The organism is Azospirillum sp., assembly GCF_035627195.1.
GTDB lineage: Bacteria > Pseudomonadota > Alphaproteobacteria > Azospirillales > Azospirillaceae > Azospirillum.
The window spans coordinates 40,662-59,481 of the sequence record NZ_DASPMG010000179.1; the positions used below are offsets into that span (position 1 = coordinate 40,662).

An 18,820-nucleotide genomic window follows, 5' to 3' on the forward strand; every position below is an offset into this window, starting at 1 on the left:
CTCCGGTTCGGAACCGAACCGCTTGGCGTGGGGAAGCCCGTCACACCCTCTGACTGCCAAAACGGTGCCTCATCAGAGTCAGCGTTCATCGCGGAAATCGTCAGCCTTGAGGCCGCCGCGCAACAGCAGCAGCACCGGCTCTCCGGCGTCCAGGGTGATGACGGGTGCCCGGTCGAGCAGGTCCTTGGCCGCCTTGTCGAGCGGACGGTCGATGCTGTGCCCGAGGATGCCGCCGATCAGGCTGCCGCCGCCGGTCAGCGCCGCCGCCGCGATGTCCACCGCCGTGCTGGCGGCGATCAGCAGCCCGGTCTGGAGCCACGGCACCTGCACCGACCCGGCCAGCCCCGCCGCACCGGTGGCGTCCGTCCCGACCGCGGCGACGCGCACCGTGTCGTTGCGCGGCCAGGGCCGGGTGATCACCGGATTGGCCACCTCGATGCGTTTCTGCCCCTTGCTGACGCCGCTGCCGACGTCCAGCGTCACCACCGAGCCGGCGGGCACCGCCAGGCAGGCGAAGCCGGCGTCCCAGACGTCCTGCGTGACGCGCGCCGTGACGATGCCACCACGCTCGGTCACCACCCGGTTCGCCGTCAGCAGGGGGATCGGCGTGCCGGGCGGCACGAAGCACTCGGACCCGGCGGCGGCGAAGCCCGACGTCCCGGTCTGAATGGCAGTCGCAGCACCCGCGTCCTCCTTGCGGCTCCAACCACCGACGCCGGCTTCCATCGCCTTCTTACGCAGTTCGTCCTCCTTCGGAGCCGCCTTGGCCTGCGGTCGCACCGGCGGAGGCGGCGGGTCTTTCTCGATGCGGGGCACCGGCGGCGGGGCCGGCGCCGGCTTGGGCGCCATGTCCTCGTAGCTGGGCAGCCGCGGCTCCGGCTGGGTCGGGCCAAGGGCGACCGACAGCTTCGGCAAGCCCCCGCCCCCCTGGCTGCGGCCCAGCATGTAGGCCGCCAACCCCAGCCCGATCACCACGCCCGCCACCAGCAGGATGCGGACGACGTGCGGACCGGAGGTCACCACCCGGTGGCGGGCCAGCGGATCGGGCGGCAGCGGCGGGGTGTCGTTGACCGATGTCACGGGCGGGTCCTCCGGATGTGCACCTCCTGCGCGCCGATCGCCAGCAGCAGGTGGTCGTGGATGCCGGCGACGCGGTAGGTGGCGTTCATCCGGCCGTACTGGACGGGGATGCGGGTGCCGTCGGCGCCGATGCGCCAGAGGATCGGCGCGCCGTAGGCGCCAAGCGCGCCGGGGGTGAAGTTGATCACCGTCACCTCGCCGTCGTCGCACACCGGCGGCTGGCCGTCGGCCGTGGGCACCGGCCGCCATTCGGGGGTGTCGCCGTCCAGCGTGTAGGTGCAGCGCCGGTCGCGGTAGGCCAGCTCGGTGGTGCGGTCGCGCCGGTCGCCTCCGGCGGCCGGAATGACTGCGGCCTGACCGTTGAGCGTGGCGAGATAGTCCTCGGGGTAGCGCCAGCGCACCTCGACGTGGTGGGTGCGCGTGTGGGTTTCGACGTTGAGGTCGTACTTGCGCTCGCTGGTGAAGAGGGAGATCTGCTGGTTGAGGCCGGCGCGGCGGGGCATGAAGGCGATGCACTCGGTGCGCCGGGCGCCCTTGCCGAAGCTGTAGGGGGTGTGGGGAATCCACACCTGGGCGCCGGGGGCGACGATGTCGCGCACCACCTCGCCCGGCTTCAGGCAGACCAGCGTCTGGTTCCCCTCGGCCATGTAGACGAGGTACTGCATGTCGGGCTGGTACCAGTATTCGCAGCTCTTGCCCTTGAAGCAGGTGAGCGTCGGCAGATCGAGGGCGGCCTCGTTGGCCTGCCCGACCCAACTGCGCGTCTGCGCCCGCGATGGACGCGGCGCTGCCTTCTCCTTCGGCTCCCGCTCCATCGCCGTCGGCGGGATGTGCAGGTCGGCCAGGGTGTAGGGGCGCTGTGGGCTGGCGGGACCGGCGGCCGGCGCCAAGGGCGGCTCGGTGGCGCAGGCGGCGAGCAGCGGCAGCGCCAGCAGGGGAACCGGGAGTCTCATGGCTGGGGCTCCATCGTCTCGGGATGAGGAATGGGGTGGGCTTTGGCCGGCTCCTTGGTCTCGGCCTTCAGCGGCGTGCCGCTGGGCTCGGAGAAGCCGGAGATCGACACGCCGTCGAGCGCGCCGTCGCGCGAGGGGCCGTCCACGGTGACCACGGCGGCGCTCATCAGCGTCTTCGCGCGCGGCTTGAAGTCCCGGTACACCGTCTCCGTCCACACCACGTAGAAGGCGGTGGCGCCGGTCTTCGGGTCGGCCTCGCGCTCCTGGACGCGGACGTCGGCGACGTCGCGGGTCCAGCCCTCGGCCGGGGCGAGGTCAGCGGCCAGCAGGGCGTCCCACTTGCGCTCGGCGCCGCCGGTCAGCCGGGCGCGGGCGGCGGCGCGGTCCCTGGCCAGCATCACCGGGTCGGTGCCGATCTGCCGCTGCCAGCGGACGAACCACTGGACGGCGTTGATCCGCGCACCCTTGGTCACGGTGATGGTGTTGTCGAGCAGCACGAGGCGCTGGTGGCCGTCCATCTCCTGCTCGACGCGGTAGACCGGCTTGTACCGGGCGATCTCCACCAGCTTGCCGGCGATGCGCAGGTTGTCCCAGGTCATCAGCGAGCCCCAGGACAGGCCGAGCACGGCCAGGGCGAAGGTCCAGCGCTTGAGCCGCAGCGCCTTGGCCTCGCGGCTGGCGCGGTAGGTCATGGCGGCGAGGTAGTTCGCACTGTCGGGCACGGCCGCCGGCGGTGGGTCGTAGACGTTGACGACGCGCTCCTTCATCACGGGTCAGTCTCCTTGTCGTCGGCGCGGCGATCCGTTCCGGGCGTCTGGCCCGGCGGATCCTGCGGTCGTTCGGTGGCGTTGGAGGCGGTGCGGCGCAGCCACGACTCTTCGCCGCCCCAGCGTTCGATGAGCCGGCTGGCCTGCCCACGGGTGAGATTGGGATCGACGGTGCGGCCGGCGGCGAGGCGGTCGAGTTCGCCGCGCTGGGCGTCGGTCATCGGCTTGTCCCAGCCGCTGCCGCGCGGGGCCGAAGCCTGGGAGCCACCGAAGCGGCCGGCCGGGTAGCGCCGTCCGGCCGAGGCGCCAGCGGACCCACCGCCGGTTCCGCCATCGGCACCGCCGCCGGTGCTGCCGATGGACGATGTCGCGCCGCCCATGGCATGGCGCAGGCCGCCCCACACCGCCGAGGCGCCCATGGCGAGGCTGCCGGGTGCCCCGGTGGTGGCCGCCGCCGCTCCGGCCATGGTGCGCATGCCGAGCCAGCCGGCGGTCCACAGGGCGGCCAGCGCCGTCATGCCGTCCATCACCGGGCCGCCGTTGACCAAGCCGGCGGCGGCGCGTGGCGCCTTGATGGCCAGCACGAAGATGGCGGCGGCCAGCACCGCCACTCCGAACGCCTGGGCCAGCGTCGGCGTGCCGGAAAAGGTCAGCGCCAGCAGCGTGGCGCTGCACATGGCGATGATGCAGCCGAGCACCAGCAGCTTCAGCGCGGTGGCGGCGATGTAGCCGATGGCGCGCTCGGCGACGAAGCTGGTCGGTCCCAGCACGGCGAAGGGGATGGCGAGGTAGGCGGCCAGCGACAGCAGCCGGTATTCCAGGAAGGCGAGGAACACCTGGATCGCCAGGATGCAGAAGCTGACGATCACCACCAGGGCGGCCAGCAGGAAGATGACGATCTCGACGAAGTTCAGGAAGAAATCGACCGGCCCCAGCATCTCCTTGACGCGCTGCATCAGCGGGATCACCGCCTGGATGCCGAGGTGGGCGATGTAGCCGGGGTCGTCGAGGGCGAATCCGCCGCCGGGCACGAGGTTCAATCCCTGCTGGGCGGCGGCCTGCATCAGCGCGGCGGAACCGGCAGGAAACCACTCGACCAGGGCGCCGATGGCGGCGAACTTCAGCAGCATGCGCAGGAAGGGGCCGTGCACCGCCGCCTTGCCCTCGAACAGCCAGAGCAGCAGGGCCAGCGTGTAGGAGAACGTCATCAGCAGGCGCAGCGCCGTTTGCACGTCCGGCCCGAGCAGCCCGAGGCCGGTGACGACGGCGGCGGTGAGCTGGTGCAGGACGACCGAGAGGGCACTGACGTCCATGGCGGTCACCTTTCCGGTGCGGTGTATGTGCCGATGCCCTTCCAAGCCGGGTTGCTGCGCTCCAACCGCTCCAGGGCGGACGCCCCGTTGTCGGAGCGGACGTAGAGCACCAGGGCCACGGCACCGATGATGCTGACGACCAGCATCACGCCGAAGGCGAGCAGGATCGAACGTGCCGTCATGGTTCAGCTCCCCGGTGCGCCGTAGGTGTCGAGGCCCTGCCAGTTGATGCGCGTGTGCTGGCGGGCGCGCTCGACGGCGGCCTGCTCGTAGTCGAGCTGAGCTTCCGCCGCCCGGTGGTGCGCCGCCTGCATCATCAGGAGCTGGCCGGCGACCTCGGCGGTGAGCAGCGTCGCCTGGGTGCCGGCGTCGATGGCGCAGGTCTGGCCGTCGCACGCCTTCAGCGCCGCCATGAGCGCCCGGGCGCGGGCCGGGTAGTCCTCGATGCCGGTCATGACGTCGGCCGAGACCAGCTTGCTGGCCCGGCTGGCGTCCCGGGCGAGGCGCGCCTGCTCGGCCTGGTGCTCCGCCAGGGCCTCGGCGGTCATACCCTCGGGCAGGGCTTCGGGGTAGAGGTCGGCGAACTGCTGCCCGACGCCGTCCAGGCTCCACAGCACCCGGTCCACCAGGCCGGCAGTGCGGCGGGCGTCGCCGAGCCGGACGGCCACGTCGACGCGGGTGTCGAGATCCGACAGCCGGCGCATGCGGATCATGTTGTCGATCTGGGTCAGCATGTGCGCGGTCTGGGCGATGATCTCGACCTCCTGGCGCTGGACCATGCCTTCGACGATCAGGGGCTCGCTCTCCATGATGGGGCAGCCGGGCGCCTGGGAGCCGCCGCTCCCCGTCAGGCTGGAGCCGGCCCCCATGGCGGCTCCGGCGGCTCCGGCGGTGACGTAACCGGCGGCGACCGAAAGCGCGGTGCCAAACAGCCCGTCGCCCTCCTCGGAGAAGCAGCCGCCTCCACCACCACCGCCGAAGAAGCTGTTGAGCAGCCCGCCCAGGAAGGCATGGGCGGGGGGCGGAACGGCGGTCAGGCCGACCGTGAGAGCGAGCGCCGCGGTGGGGGCGCGCAGGGTGCTGGTCCTCATGGGGTTTCTCCTTCATGAAGCGTCTCCAGGGTGTCGGCGACCTCGATCAAGCCGCTGCGGCGCAGCCATTCTGCGGCGAAGCGCTGCGGCCCGACGTCGGTCCTCAGCTCGAAGGCCCGGCGCTTGTGGGCCGCCCCGCCGCAGCCGCAGACGGCGAGCGCCGCCGGATCGAGGGTGAGCTGGCCGAGCCGGCTGCCCTCGGGCGTCTTGAAGAAGACGTCGCGGCGCGGCATGGCGCGGGCGACCTGAGCGGCCTGGGTGGCGTTCAGCCCCCAGTCGCGCAGGATGGAGCGCTTGGCGGCGTTGGGATCGGCGAGCAGCAGCAGGACCTGGATGGTCTTCAACATCGCCGCGATGGCCGAGCCCTCGATGTCGTCGAGCTGGTGGGTGGCCAGCACCAGGGCGACGTTCTTCTTCGGCCCGCGCCGCCGCAGCTCGTCCAGCTCGGCCGGCTGATGCTTCAAGGCCTTGAACGCCTCATCGACCAGGAACAGCGTCGGTCGGCCGTCCTCGAACAGCCGGTAGAAGCGGCGGAACAGCGCCTTGATCACCGGCGCCGCACCGGGACCACGGTCGATCAGCGCGCCGATGTCCACCGTGGTCCAGGCGGAGCCGAGGAAGCGGTCCTCGGCCGCGTCGACGAGATCGCCGTAGGGACCGCCGCGGCAGTAGGGCTCCAGCGCGATGCGAACGATGTTGTCCTGCACCAGATGAGCGAGGTGCGACAGCGTGCGCTCGGCCGGCGGCGAGACGGCCAGCAGGTGCAGGGCGGCGTCCACCACGTCGCCGGCCTCGGCCGCCGAGAGGTTGCCCGGTGCCAGCACGCCCTGGAGGCGCAGCAGGTCCATGACGAAGCCGTGGCCCCAGGCGAAGCCGTTGGGGGTGTCGACGTCGGCCAGCGGCTGCAAGGCGAGGTCGCCGAGCGCGCCGTCGCCCGAGCCCATGGACAGGAACTCGCCGCCGGCCGCCCAAGTCGCCACCAGCGACGTGCTCTCGGTGGCGTCCACGTCGATCCAGACGACACGTCCCTGTGGAACGCGGGCGAGGAACTGGTGCCCCATGAAGGCCAGCACGGTGGACTTGCCGGTGCGCGGCGGCCCGATCACCAGCGCCGCCCCGTCCTGGCCCTGGTGGATGTCGAGCATCAGCGGCGTGCCGCCCTCGGCCTCCAACTGCATGAGGGGATCGCATTTGAGGTGCGGGTTGCGCTCCGGCCCGCCCCAGGCGGAGGAGAGGACGAGGAAATCGGCGAGCTGGACCTGGGTCAGCGGCACCTTGCGCGGGTTCGGCCGCACGTGGCCGGGCAGCGTGCCGTACCACGCCCGCTCGGCGCCCCAGGTTTCCTCGATGACGGTGAAGCCCAGCGTGCGCAGCGCCTTGACCAGTTCGTCGCGGCGCTCCTCCACCTCCTCGACCGATCGGCCCCACAGCACGGCGGTCGGCGTCATCCAGCCCGAGCTGGTGCCGGCCTGCTCCGCTTCCAGGCGCGCGGCCTCGGCCTCCAGCGCCTCCATGACGCCGACCGGGTCGTGACGCAGGGCGGCGTAGCCACCGACGGCGCGCAGCAGGACGGAGCGCCAGTCGTAGGAGGTGTCGTCGTGCTTGCGCCACAGCGCGGCGAAGACGCCGCGCGCCTGCACGTGGTCCATCGCCTCGAAGCGCACCGACCAGCGGAACTCGAAGGGCAGCTTGTCCAGCACGTTGAGCAGGCCGGGGTGGCTGACCTTGGGGTAGCCACCAATGCCGATCATGCGGACCGGCCATTCGGCCCCGCCGTTGCTCCAGGCCGGGAAGGAACCGGGCTTGAAGCCGACGTCCACCAGATTGGCCTTGATCGAAAAACCGGGGATGTCGGGGGCGGTGACGTGGCGCTGGTGCAAGGGCGAGACGCAGTTGTGCAGCAGGGTCTGCACGCCATCGTCGTCCAGCATCCTGGCCCAGCCGACCGCGCGGCCGAGCAGCCCGGCGAACTGGAGCACGAGCTGACGGAACGGCTCGACGTGGTCGCGCATGACGTCCGGCCGGGCGCGTTCGGGCGGGTTGCGGGTGAACCAGGACGCCACGGTGCGGGTGGTGGGCCGGGACGGCGTGTAGGTGATCGCCACGAAGGTGCGCGTGCGCAGTTGCCGGCCGGCTTGGTCGAGCCGGGCGTGACGCTCCCGGTCGATCAGCTCGGAGACGGGGTGCGCGCCGGTGGAGCGCGGGTAACCACCAGCGGACCGCCGCTGCATCTCGAAATGGAAGGTCCAGCCGCCGGTGAAGGGGAACAGCACGTTGCCGGCGGCCAGCGCCGTCTGCATCCGCTCGGCGGGGTCCTGGCCGTCCTGGTCGCGCCCGCCGTACTCGACGACGGCCATCAGCGCGCCGTCCTCCTCCAGCAGCACCACGCCGGGCCAGACGAAGCAGTCCCACGGCAGATGCCGGGACAGGGAATCGAAGCCGTCGTCGAAGGCGGTCAGGTCGAGCATGCCTCACCTCGGGGCGCGGTAGGAGGAAAGGGACAGCGACCGGCCGCCGGTGCGCAGCGCCCGCAGCAGCCAGGCCGAGGTGTTCTGGCGGACGATCTCCAGCCACCAGGGATCGCGGCGCGTCAGATAGCGCGCCGTCAGGAAGACGAGCAGGAACCCCGCCACCGCCTGCGGGATGGCGCCCAAAGCCAGCCACAGCTCCGCGGCCAGCCAGACGGCGATGGCCAGCAGCTCCATCGGCACGCCGAGCGGCATCTTGGTCGGCCGCACCGAGGTGCGGCGGACCGGCTTCTCCCAGCCGTCGGGAACGGACGGCGGCGGCAGCGGGGTCTCCATCGCTCAGCCCCCGGCCAGCGCGATGATGGCGTCGCGCGCCCCATAGGCGGCGGCGCCGGCCACGGTGAAGACGAACACCACCACGCCGGCGATGCGGGAGAACATCGCCGCAACCAGCGCCAGCAGCAGACCGGCGGTGACGGCGATCGGCACGAAGTTGGTGTCGAACACCGCCTGCCAGGACAGCAGCTCGGCGCCGAGGTTGGCGATCACCTGGGCGTGCGCCGGCATCGCCGTCCACGCCAGCACCAGCGCCAGGGCCAGTCCCCGGCGCGCGTCACGCAAGCTCCGCATCCTCACCTCCACCGTCAAGCTCCCCCGCCCCCAGCGGGCGGAGGACGAACCCGTGCTCCGGATCGAAGCGTTCGACCCGGACGATCTCGTTGACGAAGCGCTTGCCCGCGCGGTCGCGGGCGAGGTGCACCACCGCGTGCACCGCCTTGGCGATCCAGCGCATCTGAAGCGCGTCCATGGCGACGCCGCCGAGGCCGACCATCTGGGCGATGCGGTCGAGGGCGTCCCAGGCCGAGCCGGCGTGCACGGTGCACAGCCCCGGATGCCCGGTGGTCCAGCCGACCACCATCTGCCGCGCCTCGGCCCGGCGCACCTCGCCGAGCACCAAGTGCGTCATCGGCACGCGCAACGCGTTGGCGACCAGCGTCTCCAGGGTGACCGGCGGCTCGGCCCACGGGTCGGCGACCATGGCGTAGGCGTGCGGGCACGGCGGCTCGAACTCGTAGGGGTCCTGCAACACCGCCGGCAGCCCGGTGCGGAAGGCGGGTTCCTCCAGGCAGGCACGCAGCAGCGTGGTCTTGCCGGTGTCCACGTCGCCGGCGATCACCACGGTGCGGCGCCCGTCGATCAGCCGGCGGATAAGCCGCGCCTGGAGCGGTGTCGCGGCGCCGGACAGCACCCAGTCGTCCAGCGTGATGCGGCCGCGGTAGGGCTTGCGGATCGAGCAGGCCGGGCCGGTGGTGACGGGCTCGACGTCGGCGTGGATGCGTTCGCCGGTCTCCGGCAGGGTGACGTCGAGCGTCGGGCGGTCGCGGCGCAGCTCCTTGCGCTGGAAGCCGGCGACGTAGGCGAGGAAGCGGCGCACCTGATCGGGATCGGCCTCGCGGACGAACTCCGGCGACGGGCCGTTCTTCACGACGACGCGGCAGCGGCCGGAGCCGCGCAAGGGCGGCAGCACCAGGACGTTGGCGACGTCGTCGCGGGACAACAGGTCGCCGAACAGCCCCTCCATCAGCCGGCGCAGGGCCAGCAGCAGCATCTCCCGGCGTGCCGGCTCGTCGATCGTCACCGGTTCGGTCATGCGCCGGTTTCCTTCGGGTGGAAGCCGTCACGCACGCTGGGCACCGTGCGCCGGGGGTGGCCGAGCTGCTGCTGAACGGCCGCCTTGGTCTCGGTCACCGCCGCCGGGTCGAGGTCGTGCACGAGGTTGAGCACGGCGACCACGGTGATCAGCAGATCGTCGATGCGGGCGACGGTGGCTTCCAGCCGCTCGGTCTTCGCCCGCTCGTTGGCGATGGCGTCGAGCCCCTTGTCGAGCACGTGGATCACCGCATCGCTCAGCGTGCGCAATCCCTGACGGGCCTGGACCAGGGCGATCTGGTCGGCCAGCGGCACCGGCACGCGGGCGGACACCGGGCGGGTGGCGGTGGTGTCGGGGGTGTCCGTCATGTCCAGACCTTCGGGGGTTTGCCGGGACGCCGGGGGAGCGTGGGCGTGTCGGGCACGCCGGCCTCGGCAGCCGGGCCGGTGGCGCCGAACCAGCGGTTGGCGTCGGGGTTGGGAGTCCAGGCCGCTGTGGCGCGGCCGTAGAGCGGGCGCCAGCGCGGATCGGCGTAAGGGTGCAGGCGGGTGCCGCGGATGGGCTTGCCGTAGCCGAAGACGATCAGGTCGTCCCCGCCCATCTCCAGCGCCTCGTGCATCGGCAGCACCGGCCGGCGGTCCACCCGCACGCCGCGGCTGACGGTGGGGAAGAGGTCGAGCAGGCCCTTGGAGGTCGAGCGGGTCGGCACCTCCTCGATGGCCTCGCCGACCATGCGGCTGATGCGCTCGGCCTCGTCCGACGAGTTGGGGCGGAAGACCACCAGCCGGCAGTTGGCGGTGAGGCCGCGGCCATACTCCTCCTCGACCTCCCACAGGCTCTGGGCCAGGAGGAGCAGGCGGATGCCGTACTCGCGGACGTACTTGATCCACTCCGCCGCCTCGCGCAGGTGGAACTGGAGGAACTCGTCGAGCACCACCAGCAGCCGCCAGCGCCGCGCCCGGCCGTCGTCGGCCAGAGCGCGGTCGATGGTGAGGAAGTCCACCATCTGCGTCAGGATCAGCTTGAACACCCGGCGCAGGCGGCGGGCGTCGAGCGGGCGGGCAACGATGTAGAGGGTGACCGGCCGCTCGCCGGCCACGAGGTCGGCGATGGAGAAGTCGCTGACGGCGGTCTGCGCCTCCAGGACGGAATCCTCGAACTCGGCCAGCAGCACCGAGGCGGTGACGTAGACCGACTTGCGGTAGTGCAGGCTCTTGTCGGGCGGGGCGGAACCGCCGCCCGGCCGCCCCTTCCCCTCGCCCTCGCCGGCGCCGCGCTCCTCGGCGAGCGCCAGGCTCTTGTCCCACAGCTCCTGGGCGGCGCGCTGGGCGGTCGGGTGGACGCCCTCGGCCAGCATCAGTTTGAGCCCCTCGTCGCCGAGCAGGATGTGCCGACGGGCACCGGCCAGCGACTTTTCGGAATCGGCCGCGGCGGTCAGCAGGAAGACGAAGACGCCGGTGAGGTAGGAGAAGGCGGCGTTGCGCCAGTGCCCCTCCTGTTCGCCCTCGGTGAGGACGCGGGCGGCGTGCTGGCAGTCGGGGACGAGGTACGGTTCCGGCCGCACCGCCATCAGCGGGTTGTAGCGGGGGCCGCCCCGGCGGGCGAGGTCGAGCACGATGACGTCGCCGAAGCGGGTGCGGGCGCGGCTGGTGTCCTCGGTGACCGAACCCTTGAAGTCCCAGACCACCGCGCTTTCGTCCCAGGATGCCAGCAGCGTCGGGTGCACGGCGGTGGTGGTCTTGCCCGAACCGGTCGGGCCGATGACGAGGACCGGCTGCATGGTGCGCTCGTGCAGCAGGTCCCGGCCGTAGGCGCCCAGGATGACGGAGGAGCGGTTGGTCATCGCCGTCCCCCTCCCAGCAGGCCGCTGCGGCGCACGGCGGCGCGGTCCGCCCAGCGGCCGGCACCGAAGCCCGGCCGGCGGGTCCCTCGCAGGTCGAGGACGACCCGGACGGCCAGCGCCAGCGCGCAGAGCCCCGACACCACCGCGGCGCCATCGACGATCCAGCGGTGGCCGGAGGCCAGCAGCCCGCGCCAGCCGAGGAACTGACCGGGCCAGTACAGGGCGGCGGGACCGACGCGCAGCCCACCGAAGACGGCCGGCCAGGCGAACAGCCAGCCGGTCAGCTCGGTGATGGCGAACACCGCGGCGAGCCAGACCAGCAGCAGGGTTGCGGCGCGGAGGATGGGAGCGGTCACAGCTCGCGCCCTCCCAGATCGTGGAGATCGTCGCGCCCAACCTCGCGGCCACGCTGCTGCTCGCGCAGCCGCTGCATCTCGACGAGCTGGCGCTCGAAATCGCGGCGCTCACGCTCGGTCATGTAGCCGAGACGGTCGGTGGTCACCTCGACGGCGTCATGGCGCAGCCAGCGCGAGACGACGTCCGGGTCGAGGTGGAGGTCGCGGTCGTTCTGAACGCCGCGCACCATGATGTGCAGGTGCTGGTTGCCGTCGGGATGGGCCATGTCGGGTTTGCGCTCGACCGAGGCCACCCACTCCAGGGGGCCGACCCGGCGTTCCCAGGCGGTAACGACGTCGCGGCCGTAGGACACCATGTCGTCGATGCGGTGCCCGTCGTTCGGGCTGACGATGAGGTGGAACACCCGGCGGTCGGCCGACCAGGCGTCCACGATCCCGGCGGTGTCGATGCCCAACCGTTCGCGGTCGAACAGCGGCCCCTCCTTGGCGAGGTAGTTGGCCAGCGCCGAGACGGTGTTCGGGTAGGCGCCGCGGGCGCGGTCGTGGTAGAGCACCTTGACCATCACCGGGCGGGCGTAGGGGCCGGCCTGCGGCGGCGCGCCCTTGACGCGGACCTTCTGCATCGGCCGGCGGGTGTAGGCGCGGGCGAGGCGGCGACCGCGGTCGGCCAGCGCCTTCATCCGCGCCTTGAAGCCGTCGTCGTCGAGGATGCCGCCGAACAGGCCGAACCGCTTTCCCATGCTCCACCCCACAGATCACCGGACACAAATCCGGCATGATCATCGTTGAGCCGCGCGCCGCTCTTTCTCAACGTCTCGGATGAGTTAAGAGGATTGGCGTGTTGAATGCGCCTGTATCCCCAAGCATCTCTGGAATACAGATAAGCTGTTGATCTGGAACGGGACGAAACGACGCCGTAGACGCTCTTTTATCTTGCTGAACTGGCTTTCTTACTTCCCAAGCAGCCGTTGCCTATTATTTCCGGTGACCGCCGGCCGCCTGTCTTTGCCGCCATTCCTACGCCACACCACGCCCGGTCCCGAAACCACCCTGGCCCCGCCCCGCTCAGCCCGTTTTCCCTGTCCGGCCGCGACCGAACACCTCATCGACCAGCCGCCGGACATCGACCTCGGCCGGCCCGACGAAGTCGATCTCCTGGACCAGCAGCCCGGTGCCCCGGCTCATGGCGAAGCTCATCCGCTCGCCCACCACCGCGGCGGCCACGGGCAGGCGCAGGCCGCAGACGGTCATCTCGGTGCCCGGCTCGATCTCCAGGCCCGCGGGGGCATGCGTCAGGACCACCGACGCCGTCATGGCCGGCTCGACCGCCAGCGCCTCGACCACCAACTGCAGGGTGGCGGCGCAGCGCCCCACGGCGTCCCGTTCGGGATGGGTCGGCACCAGCACGGTGTCCGCCGCCAGCAGCGCCGCACGCAGGGCCGGAGTGGACGCCGCCGGGGTGTCGATGACCACGTGGTCGAAGCGGGCGTGCAGGCCCCAGACGCCGCAGCGCAGGTCCGGGCTGGCGATGCCGATGGTCTCGAACAGCGCCGGCAGGTCGTTGCGCCGCCGGCATTCGGCCCACTCCAGGGCGCCAGAGCGCAAGTCGGTGTCGAGCAACGCCACCCGCTTGCCTTGCAGAGCCAGCTCGCCGGCGAGATGCACCGCCAGCGTCGTCCGTCCGGCGCCACGGGCCTGATTCACAAGCGCCACGATCATGATGTGCCCTCCTCGGGAAAGGCGCCCTCCAGCAGTTCGCGCAGCAGCACGGCCATGGTCACACCCCGGCGAAAGGCGGCCATTCTGATCCGCCCGCGCAGTTCGGGCGTGACGTCCACCGTGAGCCGGGCGGTGTAGAGGTCCGCCTTGGGGGTGGACGGCCCGTCGCCGTGACGCACCCAGGTGTCGGGGGTGCCGGGACGCGCCCCGAAGCCGATCCGCCCGCCGCTCACCGCACCGTCCTCAGCACTTCAGCGGCGAGCGCCGCCATCTCACGGGCGGCCAGCGATCCGGGGGCCTCCTCGGCCGCCAGCCGGCCGGCGCGGGCGCAGTGGGCGAAGACGACGCGCTGCCCCACCGTCGCCACCAGGGCCGGCGGCAGCGTGTCGGCAAGTTCCCGGCGGGCGTCGCGCAGCAGCAGCGTGCGGGCGATGCAGCGGTTGAGGACGAAGCGCGCCTCCAGGCCGGGCTTCCAGCCGCGGGCGTCGTCGAGCAGGCGCAGCAGCTCCGCCGACGCCCAGGCGTCGTAGGGGCTCGGCTGCACCGGGATCAGCACGAGGTCGGCGGCCAGTAGCGCCGAGCGGACGAGGCCGGTGACGCGCGGCGGCCCGTCGATGACGACGTGCTCATAGCCGCGGGCCAGCTCCGGCACCTCGCGGTGCAGCGTCTCGCGGGCCAGTCCGGTCATCGCGAACAGCCGGGGCAGGCCACCGCGGTCGCGCTGCACGGACCAGTCGAGGGCGGAGCCCTGGGGGTCGGCGTCGATCAGCAGGACCCGGTGACCCGGACGCGCCAGTTCGGCGGCGAGGTGGGTGGCGAGCGTCGTCTTGCCGACGCCGCCCTTCTGGTTGAGCAGCGCCACGATCATGACGCCGCTCCCCGGAATCGGACGGCATACCGCCCGTCCCCATGATTCCGCTGCCCCATCAACAAAGACTCGTTAGAGTCTCCGTTAGATACGTTAAGGGCGCGAATCGGCCCTGTAGTCCAAGGGTTTGGATGGTGTCCGTGCACCCGATAGCACGAGTGCCGTGCACCCGATGGCACGAGCGTTTGCACACCCGATAGCACGAGCGGTGTCACCGGTTTATCCCCCGTGTCTGTGGATAAGTCTGCGGCGCGAAGCGCAGCCGTTCGCTGCCGTCCGGCTGGCGCTCGACGGCCAGCCGGTAGCCCGGCAGCCGCTGGCGCCGGGCGACGGTGCGCAGGTCGATGGCGAAGTTGGCGAAGCGGGCGAGGCTGCCCGACTTGGCGTGCAGGTGGCGGAAGTCGAAGGCCCAGCCCTCGGACTGGCGGCCGGCGTGCTTGCGGGCCAGCCGGTACAGCCAGCGCTCGATGCCCCCAGTGAGGCCGAAGTATTCCCGCCCGATGGTCAGCACGAAGGCGTCGGCGAGGACGCCCTGGTAGAACCAGTCCGGCAGGATCAGCTCCAGCCCCAGCGGGCGGCCCGCAGCGTCGGTGCGCTCCTTCCACTCGTTGATCCAGGAGAAGCGGTGCCGGCGCCGCAGGTCGGGCTGGCGCAGGTTGGTGACCACCGTGGTCGCCTGGAGCCGGTCGAGCGCAGCGCGCAGGCGCTGGTAGTCGCGCAACGAGGTGCCGCGCCCGGTGAAGGTGAGGATCTGGTGCGGCGAGGCGGCAAGCAGACGTGCGGTGCGCAGGCCGGCGTCGCGCGCCTCGACGAGCTGGCTGGCGGCCCAGATCAGCACGTCAGCGTCCCAGATGGTGGCGATGCCGTGCTCGGCGGTGCCCTCGACGCGGATGCGCGTGTCGCCCGCGGCGTAGTCGATGGGCTCGGTGCGCTTGGATTTGGCGAGCGAGAAGAACGGATGCGCCATCAGGTCCTGCTGGTCGCGCACCGCCATGTCGCCGGGCAGCGCCACGAACAGGTCGAGCTGCATCGAGCGGTCGCCGGTGCGGAAGACCCCGTCCATGGCGCGGCTCAGCGGCTCGCCGGGCGGGCCGGCCGCACGGTGCCGGCTCCCGGATCGGAGGTGGAGGTGCGCAGGCCCTGGTCGGCCCAGCTCCTCAGATCCTCGACCGCGTAGACCACCCGGCCGCCGATCTTGCGGTAGCGCGGGCCGGTGCCGTAGAGGCGGTGCTTCTCCATCGTCCGGGTGGACAGGCCGAGGAAGCGGGCCGCCTCGGGTGTGCGCAGAAAGCGTGGGGGAAGGCCGCCGGTCTTGTCGTCCATTCGTCCGTCTCCGTGTACTGCGGGCGCCCCTGGGACAGAGGAGCGCGTCGTGGAGCACGGTGGCGGAGGGGAAGCATAGTCAGGGAGGGGAAAGACTTTATGGGGACGAGTCCCCCGGCAGGGCACGCTTAACACCTTGAAAACGTTTGATGTCAGAGCCCCTTAAGAGTCGGCGCAAGGCGCAACGGGCAACAATCGTGCTTCGAGAACAGCGTGATGCCGCCGGATCAGCGGCAATCCGGATTTCCGATCGGCTTTTTATTGGATGGCGAGATCGTCACCGTGCGCCACGAGTCGTCATTGCCGCTCCTGCAGCAGCGGAAAGCGCTCAGCTTGTGGCCTGTCCACCCGCGGCATATTGCGTATAGTGGTCCTGGAGTTCTGAAGCGGTCGGCGCTGTACACGACCGGCTCGTCGTCAACGACACAACGTCGTGAGTTGAGCAGCCTCCCGAGACGAATGAGATGAACGGACAACCGACACCAGAATGGCGCGAGTTTCAGCATGCCGTGGCAGCGGTATTCAATGCCGCCGGGTGTGATGTCAGGATCGAACATCCCGTAGAAGGAGCCCGTGGAATCCACAACGTGGATGTCGCCGTATATTTCAAAAAACACGGCATTGAATGCCTCTGGATTGTCGAATGCAAATTTTGGAACACCCCTGTTCCCAAAGAAAAGGTTCTGACCTTGCAGACCATCGTTGCTGATTGCGGCGCAGACCGCGGCCTGATGGTATCGAAATGTGGATTTCAGTCCGGAGCGGTGCGAGCCGCCAACAAAACCAATATAACCCTAACCAATCTGGAAGATTTAAGCAGCTATATTGACGACAAGATGGTGGAAATCGAATCCCTGCGCCGGCAGCTTGCCGACACGCAGGAACAATTGGACGACTATCTTTGTCCGCATTGTGGAGCTTCGTTGTCTGAGAGAACAGAAATTCCTTACAACGATAAGCATAGCGGCATGATAGAAATATTTGAGTGCGGTTATCAGCGCGATGGTGCAATGATTAGACCTTGCCCTTTCAGCGACGAATTTCCTAGGCTCGATGAATTTGACATGCAGATACACATGGAAAATGGATGGTATTTGTGCTTTCCAAATCCAACAACCGACAAATCCCGTAAAGTACGATTGCAGACTGGACGCGGCAGCACAGAAAATGAAGCCCGCGCCATGGTGGCTGAGCACTATGCGTATTTGACTACACCACTCGGACAAGAGTTTCGCGGTCGTTGGATATTTCGTTCTGGCCAAAGAAAACCTGACGCATCGGAATAGCACCTTCTGCTCTACAGCGTCATCCGCCGCAGCAGATCACGATACCCGCCGTCCATTAGTTGGCGCCCACGACGGATCAGGTAGCGCACTTGGTCGCGCAAGGGCGTGTCCCGGTACCAGTCGGCCTTGACGCGCTCGGCACCGAACAGCGCCTCGGCCGTCTCCCGCGCGCTGGCCCCATCGAGGTGGGCATCGAGCGCCTGGAGGGTGCGCATCAGCATGCGGGTCTGGTACGGCGTCAGGTCGGGGGGAGCGACCGGGTTGGTCACCGCGTCGTGGAACCGGCGGAGCGCCGCGACCTGGGTTTCCAGGTCATCGTCCAGCGCGACCAGCGCCCGCAGCGGCGTGCCGCGTCTGGGAAGACGCTTGCCCTCGATCCAGAAGCGCCGCTCGCGCGGCCCGTCGGCCAACACAACGTGGAAGCCATCTCCGGTGTCAAAAATGGCGTGGCGCGATGCACCCCACCAGGGATCGAGGCACGTGCTTGGCCCGGCGTAGGGCCTTGGGGCCGGCGACAGCCGGACCAGGGCCGGCAGCACCTCCGGCCTCCAGAACACCAGCGTCTCAGCCCCGCTTTTGCCCGGGTCCTCCAGGACAGTGCAACCCCCAATGGCCGGTGCCGTCGGAGGATGCCGACTCGCCGCGCTGTCCAGCCGCATCCGCTTGATAATCCCCGTTGCGGCGCAGGAACTCCCACGCCCAACAGGAAGCAGGGACGGTCAAGGCATACTGGTAGGCGGCCGATGTTCGCCAGTCATTCATAGCGGTCATGATGTCTTCGCTCGCGCGCAGCGTCAGGTTGCGCCCGAATCGAAAAAGTGAGCCGCTACCCTGAAATTGCGACAGCGCTGACGGCGTAGAGCCCGGCGGGAACGGCGTACTTCGGCGGAATCCGCCGATCCGGCCCCCCGGAACGGCGGATTTCCGGAAATGCGGCGATGCGGAATTCAGTGCATGCCCTGGCGGAGCAAGTCGCGGTAGCCGACGCGCGTCATCCACTGCGCCCGCGCCAGATGGGTGGCGTGGGCGTGCCGGGCGCGCTCGGGCTCGCGAGCGGGGTCGATGCGCAGCACGATGCGGGCGACTTCGTCCGGGTCGGCCCCATCCGCCTCGGCGTCGAGCAGGCGCAGGTAGGTGACAAGGTGCAGGCGATCGTAATCGGTCAGGGTGTCCGAACAGGGCGGCGCGTCGGCAACCGGCGGTTCGAGCTGCGGCGTCGTCATCGGCTGATCTCTCCCCTCTGTGTGTGACCCCGCACCGAAGCGATGGGTGTTTTCATATAATCGTATGTAGGGACGATCCGGAGCGGTGTCGCGGAGCGGCACCGAAACATCGTCGGTTTGTCCGGCGCGCTCCGAATGGGAGATGTATCCCGTGGAGACCCGTCCCGCAATCCTGCTCCATCCTGCCGATGGAGGACATGCCCGACATCCTGGCCCTGAACATCCGCCGCCTGCGCCTCGCCAAGGGCATCACGCAGGAGGAGCTGGCGCATCGCGCCGGCATGGATCGCAGCTATCTGGGCGGTATCGAGCGGGCCGAGCACAAGGCGACGGTCGTCACCGTCGGCCGTCTGGCGATGGCCCTCTCGGTGCTTCCCCGCGATCTTCTGGAACTTCCCCCCAACCACCCCTACCTCGCGCGGCTTGCCGGAAATCCGTAGGTCCGGAACGGCGGCGCTGCGCATCGGATATCACAGCGCCGCCGTGTCTTTAGATGCCTTATAATGGGTGGTTGCCAACGGCGCATCTGGCGGGGTTTAGCTAAACTTTCAGTCTATTCTTTAGCCTTGCGTGATGGACAAGACCGATCCCGGATCGGGGGCCGGCGGCGTGGTCAGCGTTTCGTAGCCTTCACCACGGGGCGCAGGCCCCGGTCCCGGTCGGCAAGGATGCGGGTGGTGAGGGGGGTGTCGGTGCGGTCGTGCGTGGGAGCGTCAGCCGCGCCGGGCCGCCTCGATCGCGGCGACGTCGATCTTCGTCATGCCCATCATCGCCTCGAACGCGCGCTTCGCCTCAGCGCCGCTGATCGCCAGCGCCTCGGTCAGCACGCGCGGCGTGATCTGCCAGGAAACACCCCACCGGTCCTTGCACCAGCCGCAC

General features: G+C 70.1%; 25 protein-coding genes. 2 read left to right on the forward strand and 23 right to left on the reverse strand.

Features of this window, described 5'->3' with window-relative positions:
• Positions 1-78: 78 nt before the first annotated feature.
• The 19 genes from VED21_RS16740 to VED21_RS16830 all read right to left on the reverse strand — a co-directional run bounded on the left by VED21_RS16740 (position 79) and on the right by VED21_RS16830 (position 15,432).
• Positions 79-1,080 carry a TrbI/VirB10 family protein gene (locus tag VED21_RS16740; RefSeq protein WP_324883991.1) on the reverse strand — a complete coding sequence of 334 codons (1,002 nt, stop codon included), beginning with the start codon at positions 1,078-1,080 and terminating at the stop codon, positions 79-81.
• Complete coding sequence (locus VED21_RS16745) at positions 1,077-2,033, reverse strand: TrbG/VirB9 family P-type conjugative transfer protein (RefSeq protein ID WP_324883993.1); 957 nt, start codon at positions 2,031-2,033, stop codon at positions 1,077-1,079. The genes VED21_RS16740 and VED21_RS16745 overlap by 4 nt, the downstream gene beginning before the upstream one ends.
• Positions 2,030-2,800, reverse strand: a complete 771-nt coding sequence (locus VED21_RS16750; RefSeq protein ID WP_324884039.1) for a hypothetical protein — start codon at positions 2,798-2,800, stop codon at positions 2,030-2,032. The genes VED21_RS16745 and VED21_RS16750 overlap by 4 nt, the downstream gene beginning before the upstream one ends.
• Complete coding sequence (locus VED21_RS16755) at positions 2,800-4,113, reverse strand: type IV secretion system protein (RefSeq protein WP_324883995.1); 1,314 nt, start codon at positions 4,111-4,113, stop codon at positions 2,800-2,802. Before VED21_RS16755 ends, VED21_RS16750 begins: the two co-directional genes overlap by 1 nt.
• Positions 4,114-4,118: 5 nt before the next feature.
• The gene (locus VED21_RS16760; RefSeq protein WP_175429655.1) at positions 4,119-4,295 is read right to left on the reverse strand and encodes a hypothetical protein; all 177 of its coding nucleotides are present in this window, start codon (positions 4,293-4,295) and stop codon (positions 4,119-4,121) included.
• 3 nt (positions 4,296-4,298) lie between these two features.
• A complete protein-coding gene (locus VED21_RS16765; RefSeq protein ID WP_324884000.1) occupies positions 4,299-5,204 on the reverse strand; it encodes a hypothetical protein in 906 nt (301 codons plus the stop codon).
• Complete coding sequence (locus tag VED21_RS16770; protein WP_324884002.1) at positions 5,201-7,672, reverse strand: conjugal transfer protein TrbE; 2,472 nt, start codon at positions 7,670-7,672, stop codon at positions 5,201-5,203. The genes VED21_RS16765 and VED21_RS16770 overlap by 4 nt, the downstream gene beginning before the upstream one ends.
• Positions 7,673-7,675: 3 nt before the next feature.
• Positions 7,676-8,008: a VirB3 family type IV secretion system protein gene (locus VED21_RS16775; protein ID WP_324884004.1), complete on the reverse strand. Its 333-nt coding sequence runs from the start codon at positions 8,006-8,008 to the stop codon at positions 7,676-7,678.
• Positions 8,009-8,011: 3 nt separating this feature from the next.
• Positions 8,012-8,302, reverse strand: coding sequence for a hypothetical protein (locus VED21_RS16780; protein ID WP_324884006.1), 291 nt, complete (start codon positions 8,300-8,302; stop codon positions 8,012-8,014).
• Positions 8,286-9,323 (reverse strand): CpaF/VirB11 family protein, encoded by a 1,038-nt coding sequence (locus tag VED21_RS16785; RefSeq protein WP_324884008.1) that lies wholly within the window; start codon positions 9,321-9,323, stop codon positions 8,286-8,288. The genes VED21_RS16780 and VED21_RS16785 overlap by 17 nt, the downstream gene beginning before the upstream one ends.
• Complete coding sequence (locus tag VED21_RS16790) at positions 9,320-9,691, reverse strand: hypothetical protein (protein ID WP_324884010.1); 372 nt, start codon at positions 9,689-9,691, stop codon at positions 9,320-9,322. Before VED21_RS16790 ends, VED21_RS16785 begins: the two co-directional genes overlap by 4 nt.
• Positions 9,688-11,166 carry a type IV secretory system conjugative DNA transfer family protein gene (locus tag VED21_RS16795; RefSeq protein WP_324884012.1) on the reverse strand — a complete coding sequence of 493 codons (1,479 nt, stop codon included), beginning with the start codon at positions 11,164-11,166 and terminating at the stop codon, positions 9,688-9,690. The genes VED21_RS16790 and VED21_RS16795 overlap by 4 nt, the downstream gene beginning before the upstream one ends.
• The gene (locus VED21_RS16800; protein ID WP_324884014.1) at positions 11,163-11,522 is read right to left on the reverse strand and encodes a hypothetical protein; all 360 of its coding nucleotides are present in this window, start codon (positions 11,520-11,522) and stop codon (positions 11,163-11,165) included. The genes VED21_RS16795 and VED21_RS16800 overlap by 4 nt, the downstream gene beginning before the upstream one ends.
• Positions 11,519-12,262: a hypothetical protein gene (locus VED21_RS16805; protein ID WP_324884016.1), complete on the reverse strand. Its 744-nt coding sequence runs from the start codon at positions 12,260-12,262 to the stop codon at positions 11,519-11,521. Before VED21_RS16805 ends, VED21_RS16800 begins: the two co-directional genes overlap by 4 nt.
• A gap of 325 nt (positions 12,263-12,587) precedes the next feature.
• Complete coding sequence (locus VED21_RS16810; RefSeq protein ID WP_324884018.1) at positions 12,588-13,241, reverse strand: division plane positioning ATPase MipZ; 654 nt, start codon at positions 13,239-13,241, stop codon at positions 12,588-12,590.
• Entirely contained in the window at positions 13,238-13,474 is a 237-nt protein-coding gene (locus VED21_RS16815) for a chromosome partitioning protein ParB (protein WP_324884020.1), read from the reverse strand. Before VED21_RS16815 ends, VED21_RS16810 begins: the two co-directional genes overlap by 4 nt.
• A complete protein-coding gene (gene parA, locus VED21_RS16820; protein ID WP_324884022.1) occupies positions 13,471-14,109 on the reverse strand; it encodes a ParA family partition ATPase in 639 nt (212 codons plus the stop codon). Before parA ends, VED21_RS16815 begins: the two co-directional genes overlap by 4 nt.
• A 211-nt stretch (positions 14,110-14,320) precedes the next feature.
• Positions 14,321-15,172 (reverse strand): replication initiator protein A, encoded by an 852-nt coding sequence (locus VED21_RS16825; protein ID WP_324884023.1) that lies wholly within the window; start codon positions 15,170-15,172, stop codon positions 14,321-14,323.
• A gap of 8 nt (positions 15,173-15,180) precedes the next feature.
• Positions 15,181-15,432, reverse strand: coding sequence for a helix-turn-helix domain-containing protein (locus VED21_RS16830; protein ID WP_324884025.1), 252 nt, complete (start codon positions 15,430-15,432; stop codon positions 15,181-15,183).
• Positions 15,433-15,896: 464 nt separating this feature from the next.
• Here VED21_RS16830 and VED21_RS16835 point away from each other — a divergent pair, with 464 nt between their 5' ends.
• The gene (locus VED21_RS16835) at positions 15,897-16,718 is read left to right on the forward strand and encodes a restriction endonuclease (protein ID WP_324884027.1); all 822 of its coding nucleotides are present in this window, start codon (positions 15,897-15,899) and stop codon (positions 16,716-16,718) included.
• 11 nt (positions 16,719-16,729) lie between these two features.
• Here VED21_RS16835 and VED21_RS16840 read toward each other — a convergent pair whose 3' ends face one another.
• From VED21_RS16840 to VED21_RS16845, 3 genes are all read right to left on the reverse strand, one after another.
• On the reverse strand, positions 16,730-17,257 hold the full coding sequence (locus tag VED21_RS16840; protein ID WP_324884029.1) for a DUF2285 domain-containing protein: 528 nt from the start codon (positions 17,255-17,257) through the stop codon (positions 16,730-16,732).
• 25 nt (positions 17,258-17,282) lie between these two features.
• Positions 17,283-17,489, reverse strand: a complete 207-nt coding sequence (locus VED21_RS38985; protein WP_414638224.1) for a transcriptional regulator domain-containing protein — start codon at positions 17,487-17,489, stop codon at positions 17,283-17,285.
• A 176-nt stretch (positions 17,490-17,665) separates the two neighbouring features.
• On the reverse strand, positions 17,666-17,941 hold the full coding sequence (locus VED21_RS16845; RefSeq protein ID WP_137103913.1) for a DNA -binding domain-containing protein: 276 nt from the start codon (positions 17,939-17,941) through the stop codon (positions 17,666-17,668).
• A gap of 197 nt (positions 17,942-18,138) precedes the next feature.
• On the opposite strand from VED21_RS16845, the gene VED21_RS16850 reads away from it, so the two are divergent.
• Positions 18,139-18,381, forward strand: a complete 243-nt coding sequence (locus tag VED21_RS16850) for a helix-turn-helix transcriptional regulator (RefSeq protein ID WP_233474966.1) — start codon at positions 18,139-18,141, stop codon at positions 18,379-18,381.
• A gap of 273 nt (positions 18,382-18,654) precedes the next feature.
• On the opposite strand, the gene VED21_RS16855 is transcribed toward VED21_RS16850, so the two are convergent.
• Positions 18,655-18,820 (reverse strand): VOC family protein (locus VED21_RS16855; protein ID WP_324884041.1); only part of this gene is annotated, 166 nt, incomplete at its 5' end.

Coding starts and splice junctions, on each gene's coding strand:
- VED21_RS16825 (WP_324884023.1), bottom strand. CDS start 15,172: ATGGACGGGGTCTTCCGCACCGGCGACCGCTCGATGCAGCTCGACCTG.
- VED21_RS16790 (WP_324884010.1), bottom strand. CDS start 9,691: ATGACGGACACCCCCGACACCACCGCCACCCGCCCGGTGTCCGCCCGC.
- VED21_RS16775 (WP_324884004.1), bottom strand. CDS start 8,008: ATGGAGACCCCGCTGCCGCCGCCGTCCGTTCCCGACGGCTGGGAGAAG.
- VED21_RS16765 (WP_324884000.1), bottom strand. CDS start 5,204: ATGAGGACCAGCACCCTGCGCGCCCCCACCGCGGCGCTCGCTCTCACG.
- VED21_RS16795 (WP_324884012.1), bottom strand. CDS start 11,166: ATGACCAACCGCTCCTCCGTCATCCTGGGCGCCTACGGCCGGGACCTG.
- VED21_RS16745 (WP_324883993.1), bottom strand. CDS start 2,033: ATGAGACTCCCGGTTCCCCTGCTGGCGCTGCCGCTGCTCGCCGCCTGC.
- VED21_RS16810 (WP_324884018.1), bottom strand. CDS start 13,241: ATGATCGTGGCGCTTGTGAATCAGGCCCGTGGCGCCGGACGGACGACG.
- VED21_RS16845 (WP_137103913.1), bottom strand. CDS start 17,941: ATGACGACGCCGCAGCTCGAACCGCCGGTTGCCGACGCGCCGCCCTGT.
- VED21_RS16850 (WP_233474966.1), top strand. CDS start 18,139: ATGCCCGACATCCTGGCCCTGAACATCCGCCGCCTGCGCCTCGCCAAG.
- VED21_RS16830 (WP_324884025.1), bottom strand. CDS start 15,432: ATGGACGACAAGACCGGCGGCCTTCCCCCACGCTTTCTGCGCACACCC.
- VED21_RS38985 (WP_414638224.1), bottom strand. CDS start 17,489: ATGACCGCTATGAATGACTGGCGAACATCGGCCGCCTACCAGTATGCC.
- parA (WP_324884022.1), bottom strand. CDS start 14,109: ATGATCGTGGCGCTGCTCAACCAGAAGGGCGGCGTCGGCAAGACGACG.
- VED21_RS16805 (WP_324884016.1), bottom strand. CDS start 12,262: ATGGGAAAGCGGTTCGGCCTGTTCGGCGGCATCCTCGACGACGACGGC.
- VED21_RS16750 (WP_324884039.1), bottom strand. CDS start 2,800: ATGAAGGAGCGCGTCGTCAACGTCTACGACCCACCGCCGGCGGCCGTG.
- VED21_RS16755 (WP_324883995.1), bottom strand. CDS start 4,113: ATGGACGTCAGTGCCCTCTCGGTCGTCCTGCACCAGCTCACCGCCGCC.
- VED21_RS16770 (WP_324884002.1), bottom strand. CDS start 7,672: ATGCTCGACCTGACCGCCTTCGACGACGGCTTCGATTCCCTGTCCCGG.
- VED21_RS16780 (WP_324884006.1), bottom strand. CDS start 8,302: ATGCGGAGCTTGCGTGACGCGCGCCGGGGACTGGCCCTGGCGCTGGTG.
- VED21_RS16785 (WP_324884008.1), bottom strand. CDS start 9,323: ATGACCGAACCGGTGACGATCGACGAGCCGGCACGCCGGGAGATGCTG.
- VED21_RS16760 (WP_175429655.1), bottom strand. CDS start 4,295: ATGACGGCACGTTCGATCCTGCTCGCCTTCGGCGTGATGCTGGTCGTC.
- VED21_RS16835 (WP_324884027.1), top strand. CDS start 15,897: ATGAACGGACAACCGACACCAGAATGGCGCGAGTTTCAGCATGCCGTG.